16 protein-coding genes are annotated in these 16,028 nt (G+C 65.8%); 11 read left to right on the top strand and 5 right to left on the bottom strand.

Annotated features, from left to right (window positions below):
• Positions 1-364 (top strand): transposase (locus BOO71_RS09135; RefSeq protein ID WP_175607414.1); only part of this gene is annotated, 364 nt, incomplete at its 5' end.
• Positions 365-400: 36 nt separating this feature from the next.
• On the opposite strand, the gene BOO71_RS09130 is transcribed toward BOO71_RS09135, so the two are convergent.
• From BOO71_RS09130 to BOO71_RS09120, 3 genes are all read right to left on the bottom strand, one after another.
• Positions 401-1,192 carry an amino acid ABC transporter permease gene (locus BOO71_RS09130; protein ID WP_075831627.1) on the bottom strand — a complete coding sequence of 264 codons (792 nt, stop codon included), beginning with the start codon at positions 1,190-1,192 and terminating at the stop codon, positions 401-403.
• A 203-nt stretch (positions 1,193-1,395) separates the two neighbouring features.
• On the bottom strand, positions 1,396-2,325 hold the full coding sequence (locus BOO71_RS09125) for a hypothetical protein (protein ID WP_075831626.1): 930 nt from the start codon (positions 2,323-2,325) through the stop codon (positions 1,396-1,398).
• A 262-nt stretch (positions 2,326-2,587) separates the two neighbouring features.
• Entirely contained in the window at positions 2,588-3,946 is a 1,359-nt protein-coding gene (locus tag BOO71_RS09120; protein ID WP_075831625.1) for an acyl-CoA dehydrogenase family protein, read from the bottom strand.
• A gap of 144 nt (positions 3,947-4,090) precedes the next feature.
• On the opposite strand from BOO71_RS09120, the gene BOO71_RS09115 reads away from it, so the two are divergent.
• On the top strand, positions 4,091-4,606 hold the full coding sequence (locus tag BOO71_RS09115) for a hypothetical protein (RefSeq protein WP_075831624.1): 516 nt from the start codon (positions 4,091-4,093) through the stop codon (positions 4,604-4,606).
• A gap of 32 nt (positions 4,607-4,638) precedes the next feature.
• Here BOO71_RS09115 and BOO71_RS09110 read toward each other — a convergent pair whose 3' ends face one another.
• On the bottom strand, positions 4,639-6,108 hold the full coding sequence (locus tag BOO71_RS09110) for a M1 family metallopeptidase (RefSeq protein ID WP_083653286.1): 1,470 nt from the start codon (positions 6,106-6,108) through the stop codon (positions 4,639-4,641).
• A 16-nt stretch (positions 6,109-6,124) separates the two neighbouring features.
• On the bottom strand, positions 6,125-6,601 hold the full coding sequence (locus tag BOO71_RS09105; protein WP_075831623.1) for an NUDIX domain-containing protein: 477 nt from the start codon (positions 6,599-6,601) through the stop codon (positions 6,125-6,127).
• A gap of 409 nt (positions 6,602-7,010) precedes the next feature.
• Here BOO71_RS09105 and BOO71_RS09100 point away from each other — a divergent pair, with 409 nt between their 5' ends.
• The 9 genes from BOO71_RS09100 to BOO71_RS09060 all read left to right on the top strand — a co-directional run bounded on the left by BOO71_RS09100 (position 7,011) and on the right by BOO71_RS09060 (position 15,694).
• The gene (locus tag BOO71_RS09100) at positions 7,011-8,201 is read left to right on the top strand and encodes a MerR family transcriptional regulator (protein ID WP_075831622.1); all 1,191 of its coding nucleotides are present in this window, start codon (positions 7,011-7,013) and stop codon (positions 8,199-8,201) included.
• Positions 8,198-9,082, top strand: a complete 885-nt coding sequence (locus BOO71_RS09095) for a complex I NDUFA9 subunit family protein (protein ID WP_075831621.1) — start codon at positions 8,198-8,200, stop codon at positions 9,080-9,082. Before BOO71_RS09100 ends, BOO71_RS09095 begins: the two co-directional genes overlap by 4 nt.
• A 168-nt stretch (positions 9,083-9,250) precedes the next feature.
• Positions 9,251-10,411 (top strand): YjgN family protein, encoded by a 1,161-nt coding sequence (locus BOO71_RS09090; protein WP_075831620.1) that lies wholly within the window; start codon positions 9,251-9,253, stop codon positions 10,409-10,411.
• 2 nt (positions 10,412-10,413) lie between these two features.
• Positions 10,414-11,553, top strand: coding sequence for a M48 family metallopeptidase (locus BOO71_RS09085; RefSeq protein WP_075831619.1), 1,140 nt, complete (start codon positions 10,414-10,416; stop codon positions 11,551-11,553).
• Positions 11,554-11,562: 9 nt separating this feature from the next.
• The gene (locus tag BOO71_RS09080) at positions 11,563-12,141 is read left to right on the top strand and encodes an NADPH-dependent FMN reductase (RefSeq protein WP_075831618.1); all 579 of its coding nucleotides are present in this window, start codon (positions 11,563-11,565) and stop codon (positions 12,139-12,141) included.
• Positions 12,138-12,884, top strand: a complete 747-nt coding sequence (locus BOO71_RS09075) for an RluA family pseudouridine synthase (RefSeq protein WP_075831617.1) — start codon at positions 12,138-12,140, stop codon at positions 12,882-12,884. The genes BOO71_RS09080 and BOO71_RS09075 overlap by 4 nt, the downstream gene beginning before the upstream one ends.
• A 73-nt stretch (positions 12,885-12,957) precedes the next feature.
• Positions 12,958-13,188 (top strand): FeoA family protein, encoded by a 231-nt coding sequence (locus BOO71_RS09070; protein ID WP_075831616.1) that lies wholly within the window; start codon positions 12,958-12,960, stop codon positions 13,186-13,188.
• Complete coding sequence (feoB, locus tag BOO71_RS09065; protein ID WP_075831615.1) at positions 13,185-15,410, top strand: ferrous iron transport protein B; 2,226 nt, start codon at positions 13,185-13,187, stop codon at positions 15,408-15,410. The genes BOO71_RS09070 and feoB overlap by 4 nt, the downstream gene beginning before the upstream one ends.
• Positions 15,410-15,694, top strand: coding sequence for a helix-turn-helix domain-containing protein (locus BOO71_RS09060; protein WP_075831614.1), 285 nt, complete (start codon positions 15,410-15,412; stop codon positions 15,692-15,694). Before feoB ends, BOO71_RS09060 begins: the two co-directional genes overlap by 1 nt.
• The last annotated feature ends 334 nt before the right edge of the window (positions 15,695-16,028 follow it).

The raw sequence follows: 16,028 nt of genomic DNA, 5'->3' as shown, positions 1-16,028 counted from the left end.
GCTGATCACGACGGGAAATATTCAGGACCGTGATGGCGGGAAAATGACGCTGTGGTACGCACGGAGGCGCTTTGTGCGCCTCCGTCATGTCTGGGCCGATGGTGGTTATCTGGGCAAGCTGGTCACCTGGACGCTGGAAACACTGGGCTGGACACTGGAAATCATCAAGCGTAGTGACAGGGCCAAAGGGTTTCAGGTGCTGCCTCGCCGCTGGGTGGTGGAACGCTCATTGGCGTGGTTGACGCGCTCACGTCGGCTGAGCCGGGACTATGAAGGCCGCTGCCACACCTCCGCTTCCTGGTGCTATCTCGCCAACATTCGCTTGATGCTCCGTCGTCTTGATCCTTCTGTCGAACCTTTATAAACGCGCTCTTAGACTTTTAGACCCTTTGACCCTCTCTCACCGACTCGCGATCTTCGTCCGTTTCTCCAACTGATCGGTGAACAGCGTCAGCACGGTGGTCAGGGCCAGATACACCACGGCCACGGTGGTCAGCACTGGGATGGGCTGGAAGCTTTCCGAGCTGACGCGCGATCCGGCCAGGGTCAGTTCCAGCAGGGCGATGCTGGACGCCAGCGAGGAGTCCTTGAGCAGCGCCACGATGTTGTTGACCAGAGGCGGCACCACGATCCGTAGCGCCTGCGGCAGCACCACGGTGGTCATGGTCTGCGCGCCGCTGAGACCCAGGCTGCGGGCCGCCTCGGTCTGGCCACGCGCAATCGCCAGAATCCCGGCGCGGATCACCTCGGCGTTGTATGCGCCCACATTCAGCGACAGGGCGATCACGGCAGACCAGAACTCGTTGAGTTGCAGGTTGATGCCGATGGCCGCCAGAATGCCGGGAAGCGCGTTGTACACGAACAGAATCTGCACCAGCAGCGGCGTGCCGCGCACCAGCCAGATAAAGAAGTTGGCAGGCGCACGGACCCAGGCGTTTTCACTGGTCTTCTGAATTCCCGCGATCATGCCGATCACCAGCCCGATCAGGCCGCTGACCACCGTGAGCTGCACGGTGACGCGCGCGCCCTCGGCAAACAGATCGGCGCGCGGGCCAATCGGATCGGGCATCAGGCGCAGCACGAAGGTGATCACAAAAAACAGGGCCAGGAAGGCGGCTATTGCCCCCAGCAGCCACAGGAAAATAGACGGTCCGCCTGCTGCGGGAGGACGAAAGGCTTTCGGCGCGGTCATATGCGGCGCTCTGGCAGCAGGGGCAGACGGGGACGAGAGCTGAGTTTCATTTCGCCGATGATGCCACAGGTCACGTTCGCCGTCGTAAATTCGTTCAGGCGTGCCAGCTCTGGCAAAGCCAGCGACATCAAAAAAGCCGCACCCCCGATTGGAGGTGCAGCCTTAAAAAGTCCTGCTCTGAGAGTGCCTCGTTGGAAGAGTGCTTAGTTGGGGCGGCGGGCGGCGACGTTGGTGACGGGGGTGGTGGCCGCGCTGCGCGCACCGAACACACTTGCCAGCAGGGTCAGACCCGCCACCAGCAACCAGGCCCAGCCTGCCGTGCTGGCCGCGCCACGGGCAGCAGCTTCAGCGTTCTTGGCGGTCTGCTCGGCCTGCTTCTGAATGCGGTCCACCGACTTGTTCACTTCGGTCTGCACTTCGGTAGCCTGGGCGTTGCTCAGCCCCTGACGCTCCAGACGGGTCACGAACTGCGGGCCACTCAGGGCCTTCTTGATCGAGTCCACACGGGCCTGGGCAAAGTCACCGATGTTGGTCAGGTCCACGTCGCCCAGATCGTTGCTGGCGCGGCGCACGATGCCGGAGATCACATTGGCGCTGGCCGTCACCTGTTCCTGATCCAGGTTGGTGTTGTCGGCGATCAGCCCTTCGGCGTCGGCGGGGGTGATGCCGTTGAAGAAGCTCTGGATGCCAGGCACCTGTGCGCCGCCCACACCAGCAGCAGCGGTGGCCGTAGCAGCGGTGCCCACCAGACCGCCGATGGCGCTGGTGGCCGTGCCGACGATGCGCGAGGCGCTGTTGAAGGCAAACAGGGTGGTCAGCAGCACCAGCACGCTGCCCATGACCAGACCGGTCAGGCCCGCGTCGTCACTGGTCATGGCGGCCACACCGTCGCGGCTGGCCGGGGCGTTGGAGCGCACGGCGGTCAGACCTGCCAGATACGCGCCCACCAGCGCGGCGATGCCGGTCCAAATGGCAGCGGCAATGCCCACGCCGCTCAGGCTCAGGCCAGTCAGGGCGGTGATGACCAGACCCAGCGCGATGATGGTGAGGGTCGAGACGAGTCCAACCACCAGACCGGCGATGATGCCGCGCCAGGAAAGACGGTGGGAATTGAAGTCACGGTTTAAAGTCATAGTTGCTCCTTGCGCGCCGGATCGAGGGATATGGGTTCAATCCAGCGCCGCGCTTCCGAACCGCTGTGGTTTCGGAGAACGCCTTGCATGCCCCCAACTTAGCCGCCAGTCCGCAGAGCGTTTCCACCCCTGTGCTTAACTTGCTGCTCATATGAAAACGTTGTATGGAACAGCGAAATACTGCATTGAGAATGGTTAAAAGAATGGTCCGAAAATAGGGGATGAGTGTATGCAGCTCTCATCCCCTTTTACCTTCAGCCGTTTAGACGAAAGCGCTCAAACCTGTGATGGCGCGGCCCACCACCAGCGTGTTGATCTCGTTGGTGCCCTCGTAGGAGTAGATGGCCTCGGTGTCGGCGAAGTGCTTGGCGACGCCGTATTCCAGCAGGATGCCGTTGCCGCCGAAGGTTTCGCGGGCAAAGGCCACCGTTTCGCGGCAGCGGGCCGCCGTGAAGACCTTGGCCAGCGCGGCGTGTTCGTCCTTCATGTCGCCGCCGTCGGCCATGTGGCTCAGGCGCAGGCACAGCGCGAACATGCTGGTCACGTTGCCCAGCATATGCACCAGATGGTTCTGGATGAGCTGGAACTCGCCGATGCGCTTGCCGAACTGCTCGCGCTCCTGGCTGTATTTCACGGCCAGTTCATACGCGCCCATCGCGCAGCCCACGCCCTGCCACGCCACGCCCGCACGGGTCAGCTTGAGGACTTCCGCCGTGGTGCGCCAGCCCTGCACGTTCTGGAGGCGGTCACTGTCCGGCACGCGGCAGTCGTCCAGGGTGATCAGCCCGTTTTCCACGATTCGCAGGGCGATCTTGCCCTCGATCTTCTCGACGCTGTACCCCGGCGTTCCGGCGCGCACGATGAAGCCGCGCACCTCCTGGGTGTCCACGTCGCGCGCCCACACCACGGTCATGTCGCTGAAGGTGGAGTTGCCGATCCACTTTTTCTGGCCGCGCAGGGTCCAGCCGTCCCCGTCGCGCTTGCAGGTGGTCCGCATGCCCTGGCTGACCTGCGAGCCGCCTTCCGGTTCGGTCAGGCCGAACGCGCCGATGGCCTCGAAGTCCATCATCTTCGGGAGCCACTCCGCCTTCTGCTCGTCGCTGCCACCCAGCGCGACGCTGGCGAAAGCCAGACCCGCGTGGACGCCAAAGAAGACAGCCGTGGACACGTCCACCTTGCAGCCTTCCAGCGTGATCAGGCCCTCAATGACGGTGGCGTTGGGCTTGCGGCTGCCGTCCTCGTTCCAGATTTTGCGAAGCAGATCCAGCTTGCGCAGTTCGGGGATGATCTGCTGCGGGAATTCGTCGCGGCTCCAGTGTTCGTTCATGATGGGAGCCACATGGTCGTGCATGAACTTGCGCGTCACCATCGCCACCTCGCGCTCCTCGCCGGTCAGGGTGTCCATCTGGCCGTAGAAGTCGCCGTTGGCCTCGGGCAGTTCCTTCGCCTTGTCCTCTTTGCCGCCTGCCAGCATGCGCGTCAGTTGCTTGAGCTGGCCATCGCTCATGCCGGAAGCGGCGTTCAGCAGGGCAGGCAGGTCCACCTTCTGGCTCAGGCGGCCCAGGGCGTCCATGTCGATCTGCGCGAGCAGGGCCATCGGATTGGGAGCAGATTTGGTCATACATCTTTGTACCGCGTTCAGCATTTTCCGACAGGGTGAAAGCGCCCAGCCCCATGTTTACCGATTCTTTAGGGCCTGTGGACTTCTTTAGGGCTTGTGGACGAAACGAGCGGGGAAAACAGAGCCAGCGGGTAAGATGGACCCATGACCGCCTCTGCCGAGCGGCCCACCCGCCCGCTGGCCACCAAGCCCGGCGGGTATGTGGAGCTGGCGCGCTATTCCAGCCTGTCCCGTTTCTGGGCGCTGCTGGGGGGCGCTGTGCGGGCCACACGCAGCGTCAGCACCGTGCGCGGTGACCCGCCGGAGGTCTGCCGCCGCCGCATCACCGGGTATACGTTGCCCAACGCCTCCATTTTTCTGGACACCTCCCGGTTGCTCAAGGAACTGGAGGACGGCTTTGAGCCGCACCCGGCGCTGGTGGACCTGCTGTCGGGCGATCCCTTCCCGCTGCGCGCCGAACTGAACGCCCATTTTGAATTGCGCGCCGATTTTGTGATCGCCTTCACTGCCCGCCGTGACCTGATCGCCCGCCCCGAATTCCGTTTCACCCCCATCGTGCAGGGCCTGAGCAGCCTGCCGGACGGCCTGCCGCTGGACGCTAGGCGGCTGGGGCGGGATGAACTGCATCTGCTGTTGCAGCGGGCCTGCGGGGTAGCCTGATCATCTCCGGCCATTCGACAGTCTGACCCTCTTTATCTCTGCGGCAACGGCGGCAATTCTGGCGACTCGGCCCACAGCCGCAGCGCAGCCTCTGCCTTTGCTCCCAGACGCGTGCGGGTGTAGGTCAGCAGATCAGCAGTGGTCACGGGCTGAGACGAGAACCCAGAGACCCAGCCGCGCAAGTACGCCTTGAAAGCCGTGTCGTCCACGGTCACACGAACGGCTTGCAGGGCCAGCGCACCCCGGATATACGCGGTGGTTTCGAACAGTTGAGATTCGGTGGTGGCAACGAGCGGACGGGTCTGGCTGCGGCCCACGCGGGCGTACCAGCCGCGCACCATGTCATCCCCGGTCTCGCCCTGCGCCTGCGCCCACAGCAGTTCGGCGTAGGTGGCAAAGCCCTCGTTGAGCCAGACCCCGGACCAGTCGGCCAGGGTCACGCGGTCCCCGAACCACTGGTGGGCGGTTTCGTGGACCAGCACACGCACGTTGCTGGACGTGACCGGCATGGTGGACAGCGTGGCGGTTTCCAGCGCCGGAATGCGCGGCGTGACGATGGCCGAACCGTAAGCACTGAACGGGTACGGCCCGAACCAGTCGGCCAGCACCTTCAGAATCTCGCCCGTGGAGACGTAGGCATCACGCGTATCCGCCGGGACACCGACGGGGAAGTAGTCGCGCCGGATCACGTCTGCGCCGCCCTCCCCCACCGGCACGGCGGCGGAATCTACCCGCTCGAAGCGGTTGACATGGATCGCCAGCGTGTAGGTGGGAATCGGCTGCGCCTGCTCGAAGGTGAAGGTGCGGCCCCCGTTCGGCGCAGCGACCTCGGAACGCTGCACGCCGCTGGCCGCCGCCGTGTATCCGGCGGGAACGGTGATGCGGGTGGTGAAGGTGGCCGGGTCAGACGGGTGATCGTTGACGGGTAAAAAGGTGCGCGTGCCGTCCGGTTCGCTGAGGGTGAAGTTTGCGCCGACGCGCCCGCCCAGTGCCGGGACCGCCTGCCAGCCCACGTTGATCGGCAGGTCCGGGTCAGGCCGCACCCCCACCTGTCCGGCGAAGCGCACCGTGACTTCGGCCTTCGTGCCGGGAAGCAGCGACTGGGGCGGTTCGACAATCAGCTTGCCCACGGTTTGATCATGACGGTAAGGGGCGGGTAGGCCGTTCCAGCGCACCTCCAGCACCTGCGGCCCCAGAAAATCCAGGCTCAGCACGGGCAGCGGCTGGGTAGAGGTCACCGTCAGCACCACTGTGCCGCGCAATTCGGAGGTGCCAGGGCGGTCCACGGTCAGGTCCAGATCGTAATTCAGCACGTCCAGCCCGGCCTGTCCCAGCGCCGGAAAGATCGAGTCTCCAATCGGCGCTGCCGCGACTGAAGCCGAGGGCGGCGGCAGCGTGGGGATAACGGCAGGAATGACTGTCTGTGCCTGAGCGCCAGCCAGCAAGGCCAGAGCCAGCAGACTGGAAAGCCTCCAGGACGATCTGACCGTGGTGTAAGTCATGCTTCCCGACTTCAGCCTAAATCGGGTAATAGGCGCGCGGCTGGCCTTTCACAAAGTCGCGGGTGGGCACCCAGATCAGGGGGTTGCGCTCCTCGATCTCGGGCGGGGGACCGTAGCGGACCAGCATCTCCACCTCTTCAAACGGCACCCAGCGGATGCCCACCACTTCCGGGTCGGTGGGGTTCAGCTCGCCCGAGAACGTGGCGGTAAAACGCCCGAAGTTGGCGTAACACTCGTTGCGGGTACCGGTCAGCAACTCGCCTTCCAGCAGGCTCAGGAAGACCAGATCGGTGACGGTCAGACCGGTTTCCACCAGCACCTGGCGCACGGCGGCGTCACCCAGGGTTTCGCCGGGATGCGCCTTACCGCCGGGCAGGCCGTAGAAGATGCTGCCGTCGTCCATACGTTCCTCGACCAGCAGCAGCTTGCCGTCCTGGACCAGATACACATGCGCGGCGCGCTTGACGGGCAGGGTGCGCGACAGGTGGCTCATGGGCGGACCGGGGCGAAGGGGCGGTGGGGAGGCAGCAGACGGGTCATGTGGGCCGCAGTCTAGCGGAGTTTGCCGCGTCATACGGACTCCGATTGAGAGGTGGTGGAAACACCTGGAAATCCGAACGGGAGGAATAGCGTCCTCATGGGCGTCTGTTCATGACGACAGACTCGCAGAGCTGCGCCGCAGAGGAAGAGCGTCCTCTCTTCGAGCTGTACCAGTCATGGGCGTCTGTTCATGACGAGAGTGAGCAGGAGAAAAGCGGGTTCCGGGCATGGAGTGCGGGAGTCGGCGCTGTCCCAAATCCTGCACGGAATAGACGGAATCCGCGTGAGGCGGGTCTCAAGGAATTGTCTAGGCACGAAGCATTACGGTCCTCCTGGCCTGCTTTGGGCCACAATGGGCGGCAATGACAGCAGACGGCGGGAACAACGAACAGTGGGCGCAGACCGCCATGTTCACCGCCTCGGAGGTGGAGACGCAGACTGGCGTGCCCGCCGCGACGTTGCGGCAGTGGGAGCGGCGTTACGGCTTTCCGCGCCCGGTTCGCAATGCCAGTGGCTACCGGCTGTACTCGCCGGGCGACGTGCGCGAGATCGGCATCATGCTGGAGCATCAGCGGCGCGGCGTCAGCGCCAGACTGGCGGCGGAATTGACCCTGCGCGGCGTACCCGTGGGCCATGCCGGGAAGCAGCAGCCCACGCCCGAGCCGCAGCCTACGCCCGCCCGCGCCCCGGTCCAGACATCGGAACTGGCCCACGCGCTGGCACAGGCGCTGATCGCCGCCGACAACACGCGGGCCGGGGACCTGCTGGCCGAGGCCCACGCCCAGTTGCCCGTGGAAGACGTCATGACGCATGTAATGTCCCCGGCCCTGGTGGAGATCGGTGCGCTGTGGGCGGGCGGCGAGATCACCATCGCCCACGAGCGCGCCGCCAGCCATTACCTGCGCTCACGGCTGTCGGCCCTGATGGACATTGCGGGGAGTGAGGAAGGCCAGGGCGGCAGCTTCGGCCCGCTGGTGGTGGCCGCCTGCGCGCCGGGCGAGCAGCACGAACTGGGTCTGATGATGCTCACGCTGGCCCTGCGCCGCCGGGGGGTGCGGGTGGCCTACCTGGGCGCGAACGTGCCGCTGGGTGACCTGACCACCTTCGCCCATGAGCGGCAGGCGCAGGCCATCCTGCTGGGGGTCAACGGCGAATGGGCCTTGCAGGGCTGGGTGGCCGGGGACTGGAACGGCGAGCGCTGGGTGCCGGACTCCTCTTCGGCAGAGGGCGCGCCAGCACGCGGGGCGGGAAGGGGGCGGATGCTGAACGGCGCAGGCAATGCCCTGGCTCCGGCGTCCAGCAGACCCATCCTGCAACGGCTGGGGCTGCCGGTTTTTCTGGGCGGCGCGCTGATGAACGCCCGGCCCGAACTGGCCGCCGAACTGGGCGGCATCTATGCTGGACCCGACGCCACGGCGGCCACATCCATTATTTCCGAGGCGCTGAACCACGCCTCGCAGGCTGTGCCGGAATCAGGCCGGAAATCCAGGCCAGACCAGAACCCAAAATCAGGCCAGAACCTAAAATCAGACCAGGAAGGAGAACAACCATGAAGATACTCGTGACCGGGGGAACCGGATTCGTCGGGCAGGCCGTCGTGAAGGAACTCGTCTCGCGCGGCCATCAGGTCTGGGCGGGCAGCCGCGAGGGCAAGCAGGGCGGCGCGGGCCAGGCCATCCGGGCAGACGTGACCGATCCCGCCAGCGTGCTGGACGCCGTGGCGAAAGTGGACCCCGAAGCCGTGGTTCATCTGGTGGGCATCATTGCCGAGAAGGGCGCACAGACCTTTCAGGCGGTGCATGTGGAGGGCACGCGGCATGTGCTGGCCGCCGTGCCACGCGGCGCACGCTATGTCCATATGAGTGCGCTGGGGGCCGACGTGAACAGCGCCAGCGGCTACAGCGCCAGCAAGGGCCGCGCCGAAGCACTGGTCAAGAGCAGTGGCCTGCGCTACACCATCTTTGAACCCAGCCTGATCTTCGGCCTGGGCGACGACTTTTTTGGGCGGGTGCTGCGGGAACTGGTCAGCGTGGCCCCCATCGTGCCGCAGATCGGCGACGGCACCTTTCCCTTCCGGCCCGTCAGCGTGCAGGACGTGGCGCAGGCGTTCGCCGGGGCCGCCGAATCCGAAACCGGCCTGAACGAGACCTACGCCCTGACCGGCCCCGAGGAATACACCTTCCGGCAGTTGCTGGAGCTGGAACTGGGCGCACTGGGCAAGAAAAAGCCCATCGTGCCGGTGCCGATCATGCTAATGAATCTGGCCGTGCCGATGATGAACCTGCTGCCCAACCCGCCGATCACCAAAGACCAGTACGCCATGCTCAAGGAGGGCAACACCGCCCCCAATGAACCGGCGAAAACGGTCTTTGACCTGCCGATGTTGAAGCTGCCCGATCATCTGCCGCAGATCGTGGCGGCGGCGAAAAAATAGGTGGGATCGGGGGAAACGTCGTCATCTGTGCGCTTTCCCCGAGGTCTCTGAGCCTTCCCCATCAAAGGTGATCCCCATGCAGTGGGGGTGGTGTACCCCCAGAGCGCCCTTCGACCCCCTCGTTCCGACTGTTCACTGCCCCTTTTCAGCGCATAGCATGACAGGCAGATGATCGATCCCGCCGCGCCCCCGAACGACGTTCCGAATCTGGGCCGACACGTTCAAGCTCTGTCCTCCGAAGCCCTTCAATCCGGCCCCGCCACCGTCACCGAATACCCCGTCGGCTTTACCGGCACGGCAGGCGAGTATTTCCGGCTGTGGATCGTGAACATCGCGCTGACCTTCGTGACGCTGGGGCTGTACCTGCCGTGGGCGCGCGTTCGCAACCGACAGTATTTTTACGGGCATACCTGGGTGGACGGCCAGAACTTCGAATACCGCGCCAATCCAGCGGCGCTGCTGCGCGGTTACCTGATCGTGGCGGCGCTGTTCGTGGCCTACGCGGTTTCGGGGCAATTCGAGCGGACGAAGTGGGTGGCGGTGGTGCTGGCGCTGGTCTACGCCGCCGCCTATCCGCTGCTGGTGCGCCAGTCCATGCGCTTTCAGGCGGTCAACACGGTTCACCGGGGCCTGCGCTTCCGCTTTCACGGCACGTCGGGCGGGGCTTACGTGGCCTACATGCTGGCAAACTTCGTGGCAAGCATTTCCTTTGGGCTGGCACTGCCGTGGGCGTGGTACATGCAGCGGCGCTATCAGGTGGACGGTCTGGCCTACGGCTCGGCGCGTGCCACGTTCCGGGGCGATGTCGGCCCCTTTTACCTGATCGGCCTGACCGCGCTGGGGCTGACCATCGCGGGCGGCATGGTGATCGGCATCCCGCTGGTGGCGCTGGCCGCCACGCTGCTGGGCGGTTTCGATTTTGCCGACATCGACCTCGCGAATCTGGCGGCCTCCGCACCCTTTCTGGCGGCGGCAGCGGCTGGCTATCTGGCAGTGCTGGTCCTGTACGTGGTGGGCTGGCAGTACGTGCGCGGCGCGACGATGGTCTACGTCCTGAACAACATGGAACTGGGCGGCGTGGTGAGAACGCGGGCGACATTCAGCCCCTGGCGGCTGGTGTGGATCAGCGTGACCAACAGCGCCGCGCGGGTGCTGACATTGGGGCTGGCCTCGCCGTGGGCGGCGGTGCGCCAGAACCGCTATGTGCTGGGCGGCCTGACCGTGCGCGCCATCGCCTCGCTGGACGACTTTGCGGCGGGGGTGGGCGGCGAAACCTCGGCGTTTGGCGAGGCAGCCACCGAACTGCTGGACATTCAGGTGGGCTTCTAGCAATGGCAGAGCAGCATGGACCGATCATTCTGGAGGGCGTGTACTTCGATGGCCGCAGCAGCCGCGATCAGCCCGCGACATTGACCGTGGACGCGCAGACGGCGTCGCTGAGTGTGTCCGCGAGCGCCGGTCTGGGCCTTCCTGGCACGCTGCCTTTCGCGCAGAGCTGGCCCGCGCGGACGCTGGGCGTGGAGGCCCCGATTCCTGGCGTGCGGCGTGCCATCACCTTCCCCGGTGCAGGCCGTTTCGAGACCCGCGACGACGCGGGCGTGAGCGCCTGGGAACGCGCCACTGGACGCAACCGCGCCCTGAGCGGCGTGCGCGCCCTGGAATCGCGCTGGTGGGCGGCGCTGACCGCGCTGGGGGTTTCGTTGGCCGCGCTGGCGCTGTTCGTCGTCTACGGCATTCCGGCGGTGGCGCGGCAGGCCGCCCTCGCCACGCCCAGAAGTGTGCTGGCCACCTTTGACCGCGAAACCATCGGCGTGCTGGAAAACGGCGATTACTTTGGGCCATCTAAACTCAGTGCGGCGCGGCAGAAGCAACTGAAGGCCGAGTTCCGTAAGGTGGCGGCTTGGGCGGGGGGCGGCTACCCCTACCGCCTGCTGCTGCGCGACGGCGAGGCGGGCGGCGCGAGCGAACTGGGCGCGAACGCCTTCGCCCTGCCCGGCGGCACGGTGGTCATAACCGATCAACTGGTGGCGCTGGCAGAAAGTGACCGCGAATTGATGGGCGTGCTGGCCCACGAAACCGGGCATGTGACCAACCGGCACGGATTGGCGGGCGTGTATCAGGCGCTGGGGCTGACGCTGGTGACCACCGTGATCACGGGCGATCTGATCAGCGCGGGCACGTTCGCGGCGGCGGTTCCGGCGGCCCTGCTCAGCGGCGGCTACTCGCGCGCGGCGGAAACCCAGGCGGACGAGGCTTCGGGCCGGTACATGCTCAGAACCTACGGCACCACGCACCCCCTGCAAACCATGCTGGCCCGGCTGGAAAAGGACGACGCGAAGGATTCGCAGACTTCAACGAAGAAGTCCGGCCCGTCCATTTTCGATCTGCTCAGCACCCATCCGGGCACGTCAGACCGCATCGCGCACCTGAAACGGATTGAGGCAGAGGGCAAACCCGCGACGAAACGCTAGCCTCCTCGTATGAAGTTTGCTGTTCTGTCCACCAGCCTGGACCCCGAGAGCCGCAGCGCGTGGCTGTGTACGCTGGCCGCGCGGCAGCTCCGTGAGGCGGGCCACACGGTCACCCATCTGGACCTGCGCGAGACGCCGCTGCCTCCGTTTGACAACTTAACCTGTTACGCCCACCCCAACGCGGACCTGTACCACCGCACCATTCTGGAGGCGGACGGCGTGTTGCTGGGCGTTCCGGTCTACAACTGGGGGCTGGGGTCCGGCGCACGGACGCTGGTGGAACTGACGGGCAGCAGCGACGCGGAGCGCAATCTGCACGGCGCGTGGTTCGACAAGCCCGTCACTTTTCTGGTGTCCGGCGGACTGGACCACGGCTATCTCAGCCACGGGGCCTTTGCACTTGGTTTGATGTACGACTTCCGCTGCGTCATCAACCCGCATTTCGTCTACGCCACCTCGGCCCACTGGGACGCGCCGGAGGTGCCGGGGAAATGGCTGGCTGGGCGACTTGCGCGCACGGTCAGCCGCACCATTGACCTCTCCGAGCGCCTGCGCGGGCGCGAGTATCAGAGCGTGTGGGAGATTTGACCGCTTCCACACTTGAAAAACCGCGCATCGTCACCGAGCATCCCGACTTCTACATCGTCCACAAGCCCGCGCTGTGGCTGACGCACCGGGTTCACCGTGGTGGACGCGTGGAGGTGCCGGATGTGCTGGGCTGGATGCAGCGCGAAACCGGGGAGCCGGACCTCTCGCCCCCGCACCGCCTGGACCGCGAAACCAGCGGCCTGCTGGTCCTGTCGCGCGACACCGATGCCGCCCGGCGCTTTTTCACGCTGTTCAAGACGCATCTGGTGGGCAAGTCTTACCTGGCCATCGTGCGCGGCACGCCGGACTGGGAGCGCCGCACACTGGACGCCCCGCTGGGCGATCTGGGCCTGGGCGCGGCCAACCGGGTTTTGATGCGGCAGGCGGTGGTCCCCAACGGACGCCCCGCCATCACCGATTTCCGCATGCTGGAAAAACGAAATGGACATGCGCTGATTGAGGCGCATCCGCGTTCGGGCCGCCTGCACCAGATTCGGGCGCACCTGTTCCATCTGGGGTTGCCGATGGTGGGCGACAAGATTTACGGCCCGGAGCGGGATGCCTTCGTGGAATTCATCGAAACCGGGCAGACCCCCGAACTCACGGCCCGTCTGGGCCTGGAGCGTCAGGCGCTGCACGCCGCCCGCATCGCCTTTCCGTGGGCTGGGGCGCAGATGGTGGCCGAGGCCGAATTGCCGGGAGACATGGCGGGATTCTGGGCTGCACTCGAACCGGAAGTGTAATTTTCCCGCCCTTGCAATCCTGTTCAATCCGAGTAAATTGATCGGGTATGGGATTTCCCACAGGGGAGCAGGGATGAACGAACGGACGCTGGATCAGTTGACTCCCGGTGAACAAGCGCATGTGGTGGGGCTGGACCCGGCCCATCCGCTGCGCCGCCGCCTGCTGGAACTGGGCTTCGTGCGCGGCGCTCCGGTGACGGTGGTGCGCCGTGCCCCGATGGGTGACCCCTTCGAGGTGCGCGTCAACGGCACCGATCTGGCCCTGCGCGCCGCCGATCTGCACGGCATCCGGGTGCGGCAATGACGGCGGTTCTGCCTCCCCCCAGCGTCCACATTCCCGATGAGGCCGCCTGCATTGCCACCCTGGGCCGCCTCAAGAAGGCCAGCGAACCCAGAGTCGTGGTGGTGGGCAACCCCAACGTGGGCAAGACCACGCTGATCAACGCGGTGGCCGGAACGCGCCTGAAGGTGGGCAACTGGTCCGGCGTGACCATTGAAAAGCGCGAGGCGAAACTGGAATACGCGGGGCGCGCGGTGCATCTGCTGGACCTGCCCGGCGCGTATTCCCTCAGCCCGCACACCCCTGAAGAACTGATTGCCCGCACCGCCCTGCTGGACGAGGCCCCCGATGCCGTACTCAACGTGCTGGACGCCGGGAATCTGGAACGCAACCTCTACCTGACGTTGCAACTGCTGGACTTCCGGCTGCCGGTGGCGGTGGCGCTGAATCTGGTGGACGAGGCGAAGAATAAGGGCATGACCGTGGACGCTGCCGCGCTGTCCCGTGCGCTGGGGGTGCCCGTCACGCAGACGGTGGCAAGCCGGAGCCAGGGCACTGCCGAATTGATGGGCGACGTGCTGAAGGGCGCGACGCTGGGCATTGCGGTTCGGTATCCGCCCGCCATTGAGGCTGCCGCCAATGACCTGACCGCCCGCATGGTCAACGTGCCCACCCTGCCGCCGCACGCCCACCGCTATCTGGCCCTCGCACTGCTGGAAGGCGATCCCAGCGTGCGCGGACGACTGGCGGCCACCGGGCACACCGCGCTGCTGGACGCCGCAGATGCCCATCTGGCGGCGCTGGAAACGGAGGGCGTGGACGCATTGATCGAGATTGCCGAGGCCCGCTACGCCCGCGCGGGTGATCTGGCGCGGGTGGCTGTTCCACAGGCGGAGGCGCGGCGCACCCTCAGCGAGAAGTTGGACCGACTGGCGCTGCACCCCGTCCTGGGCATCCCGATTTTCCTGGCGCTGGTGCTGCTGGTCTTCCGGCTGACCTTCAGCGTGGCCTCGCCCTTCGTGGACCTGATCGGCGGGCCGCTCCAGACCATCATCGGTGGCTGGGCGGCGGCGGCGCTGGCGTGGTTCCCGCTGGGACGCGATCTGGTGGTGGGCGCGATCATTCCAGGGGTGGGCACGGTCCTGAGCTTCCTGCCCACGCTGCTGATTCTTTACCTCGCCATGAGCTTTCTGGAGGACAGCGGTTACATGGCCCGCGCCGCCTTTCTGATGGACCGCGCCATGCGGAGTATCGGGCTGGACGGGCGCTCGTTCATTCCGCTGATCCTGGGCTTTGGCTGCAACGTTCCGGCCATTTACGCTACCCGCGCGCTGGAGCGGCGCAGTGACCGCGTGCTGGTCAGCATGATCCTGCCCTTCATGAGCTGTTCGGCACGGCTGCCCGTGTACGTGGTGTTCGCCGCCGCTCTGTTTCCGCGCTCGGGAAGCTGGCTGGTCTGGAGCATGTATGTGCTGGGCATGGCCGTGGCCTTTTTCTTCGCCCTCATCCTGCGCCGCACCACCCTGCCCGCCGAGGGCGGCGGCGTGCTGCTGGAGCTGCCGCCGTACCGTTTCCCCGCCTGGAAGGTGCTGTGGAAGCACGCCTCGCGCCGCACCGCCTCGTTTGCCCGCCGCGCCCGCACCACGGTGATGGGGACGGTGGCGGTGGTCTGGCTGCTGCTGGCGCTACCCGCCGTTTCGGGGCAGAAGTTCGCCACGGTGCCGCCGCAGGACAGCCTGTTCGGCACGGTCAGCCGCGCGATAGCGCCGATCTTTGCGCCGCTGGGCTTCGGGGACTGGCAGGCCACCGGGGCGCTGATCCCCGGTTTTGTCGCCAAGGAAGTCGTGGTGGGAACGCTGGGTCAGATTTACCTGGGCGAGATCGCCGCCAACCCCGAACCGTTGGGTGTGCTGGACGGCATCACGCAGACCGCCGTTGCTACCTGGGACACCATCAAGGCCAGCGTTTCTGCGCTGCCCACCGTGCTGGCGCTGCCCAGCCTGAGCGCAGACGCCTCCGCTGAAACGAAAACTCCGCTGGCAACGGCCCTGGCAAAGGCATTTACCCCAGCCTCCGCACTGGCCTATCTGGTCTTCGTGTTGCTGTACACGCCCTGCATTGCCACGGTGGGCGCGATGGCGCAGGAGCATGGGCGGCGGCTGGCCTGGATGACCGTGGGCTGGCAGATGCTCACCGCCTGGGTGGTGGCCTTCGCCGTGTACCAAGTTGCCGTGAGGCTGCTGTAGTGGCTCCCCTGGCCGTCATTCTGCGCGCCGTGGCTGGAGAGCCGCGCACACCTTCAGAGCTGGCGCGTGATCTGGGCAGTTCCGAAGCCGCCCTGAGCGGCATGCTGCGAACCCTCCAAACCGGGGGCTACGTGCAGGAAGCCATGCCCGCCGCCGACGGCTGCTCCTGCGGCCCCTGCGCCCTGAAAAGCATGTGCCGGAATGCGGACGGCGAGAGTGCGCCGATGTCACTGCTCAAGCTGACGGCGCGGGGCGAGGCGTATCTGGGCCGGATGGGCGGCTAACAGGCTTACCTGACATCTTGCAGTTTAGACAATGAGGGCAGGGGATGCGTGCTGGAAGGCATCGAGCGCGTCTAGCTCCAATTGAAGCGCACGACGATGCACGTCGGGGACGAACGAGAACCTCACGGTTCTCGCCAGGTCGCCCCAGTCAGGCCATATGCCCGGCAGGCGAAGAGGGAGGTCAAGGTCCTGGAGATGACAGAGCAGGAAGGCCAAGCCGGAGAGGCACCACCAGCGCAAGACACCCTGTTTGCTGTGCTGCGCAAAGCGTTCAAGTCCGAAGCGGCCCTTGATCGTTTTGAAAAAGGCTTCGATTCGCCAGCGGCGTTTCCCT

Source organism: Deinococcus marmoris (assembly GCF_001949125.1).
Classification (GTDB): Bacteria; Deinococcota; Deinococci; order Deinococcales; family Deinococcaceae; genus Deinococcus; species Deinococcus marmoris_A.
Note: the sequence above shows the minus strand (reverse complement) of the source record. Positions and strands in the feature narration are given on the sequence as shown.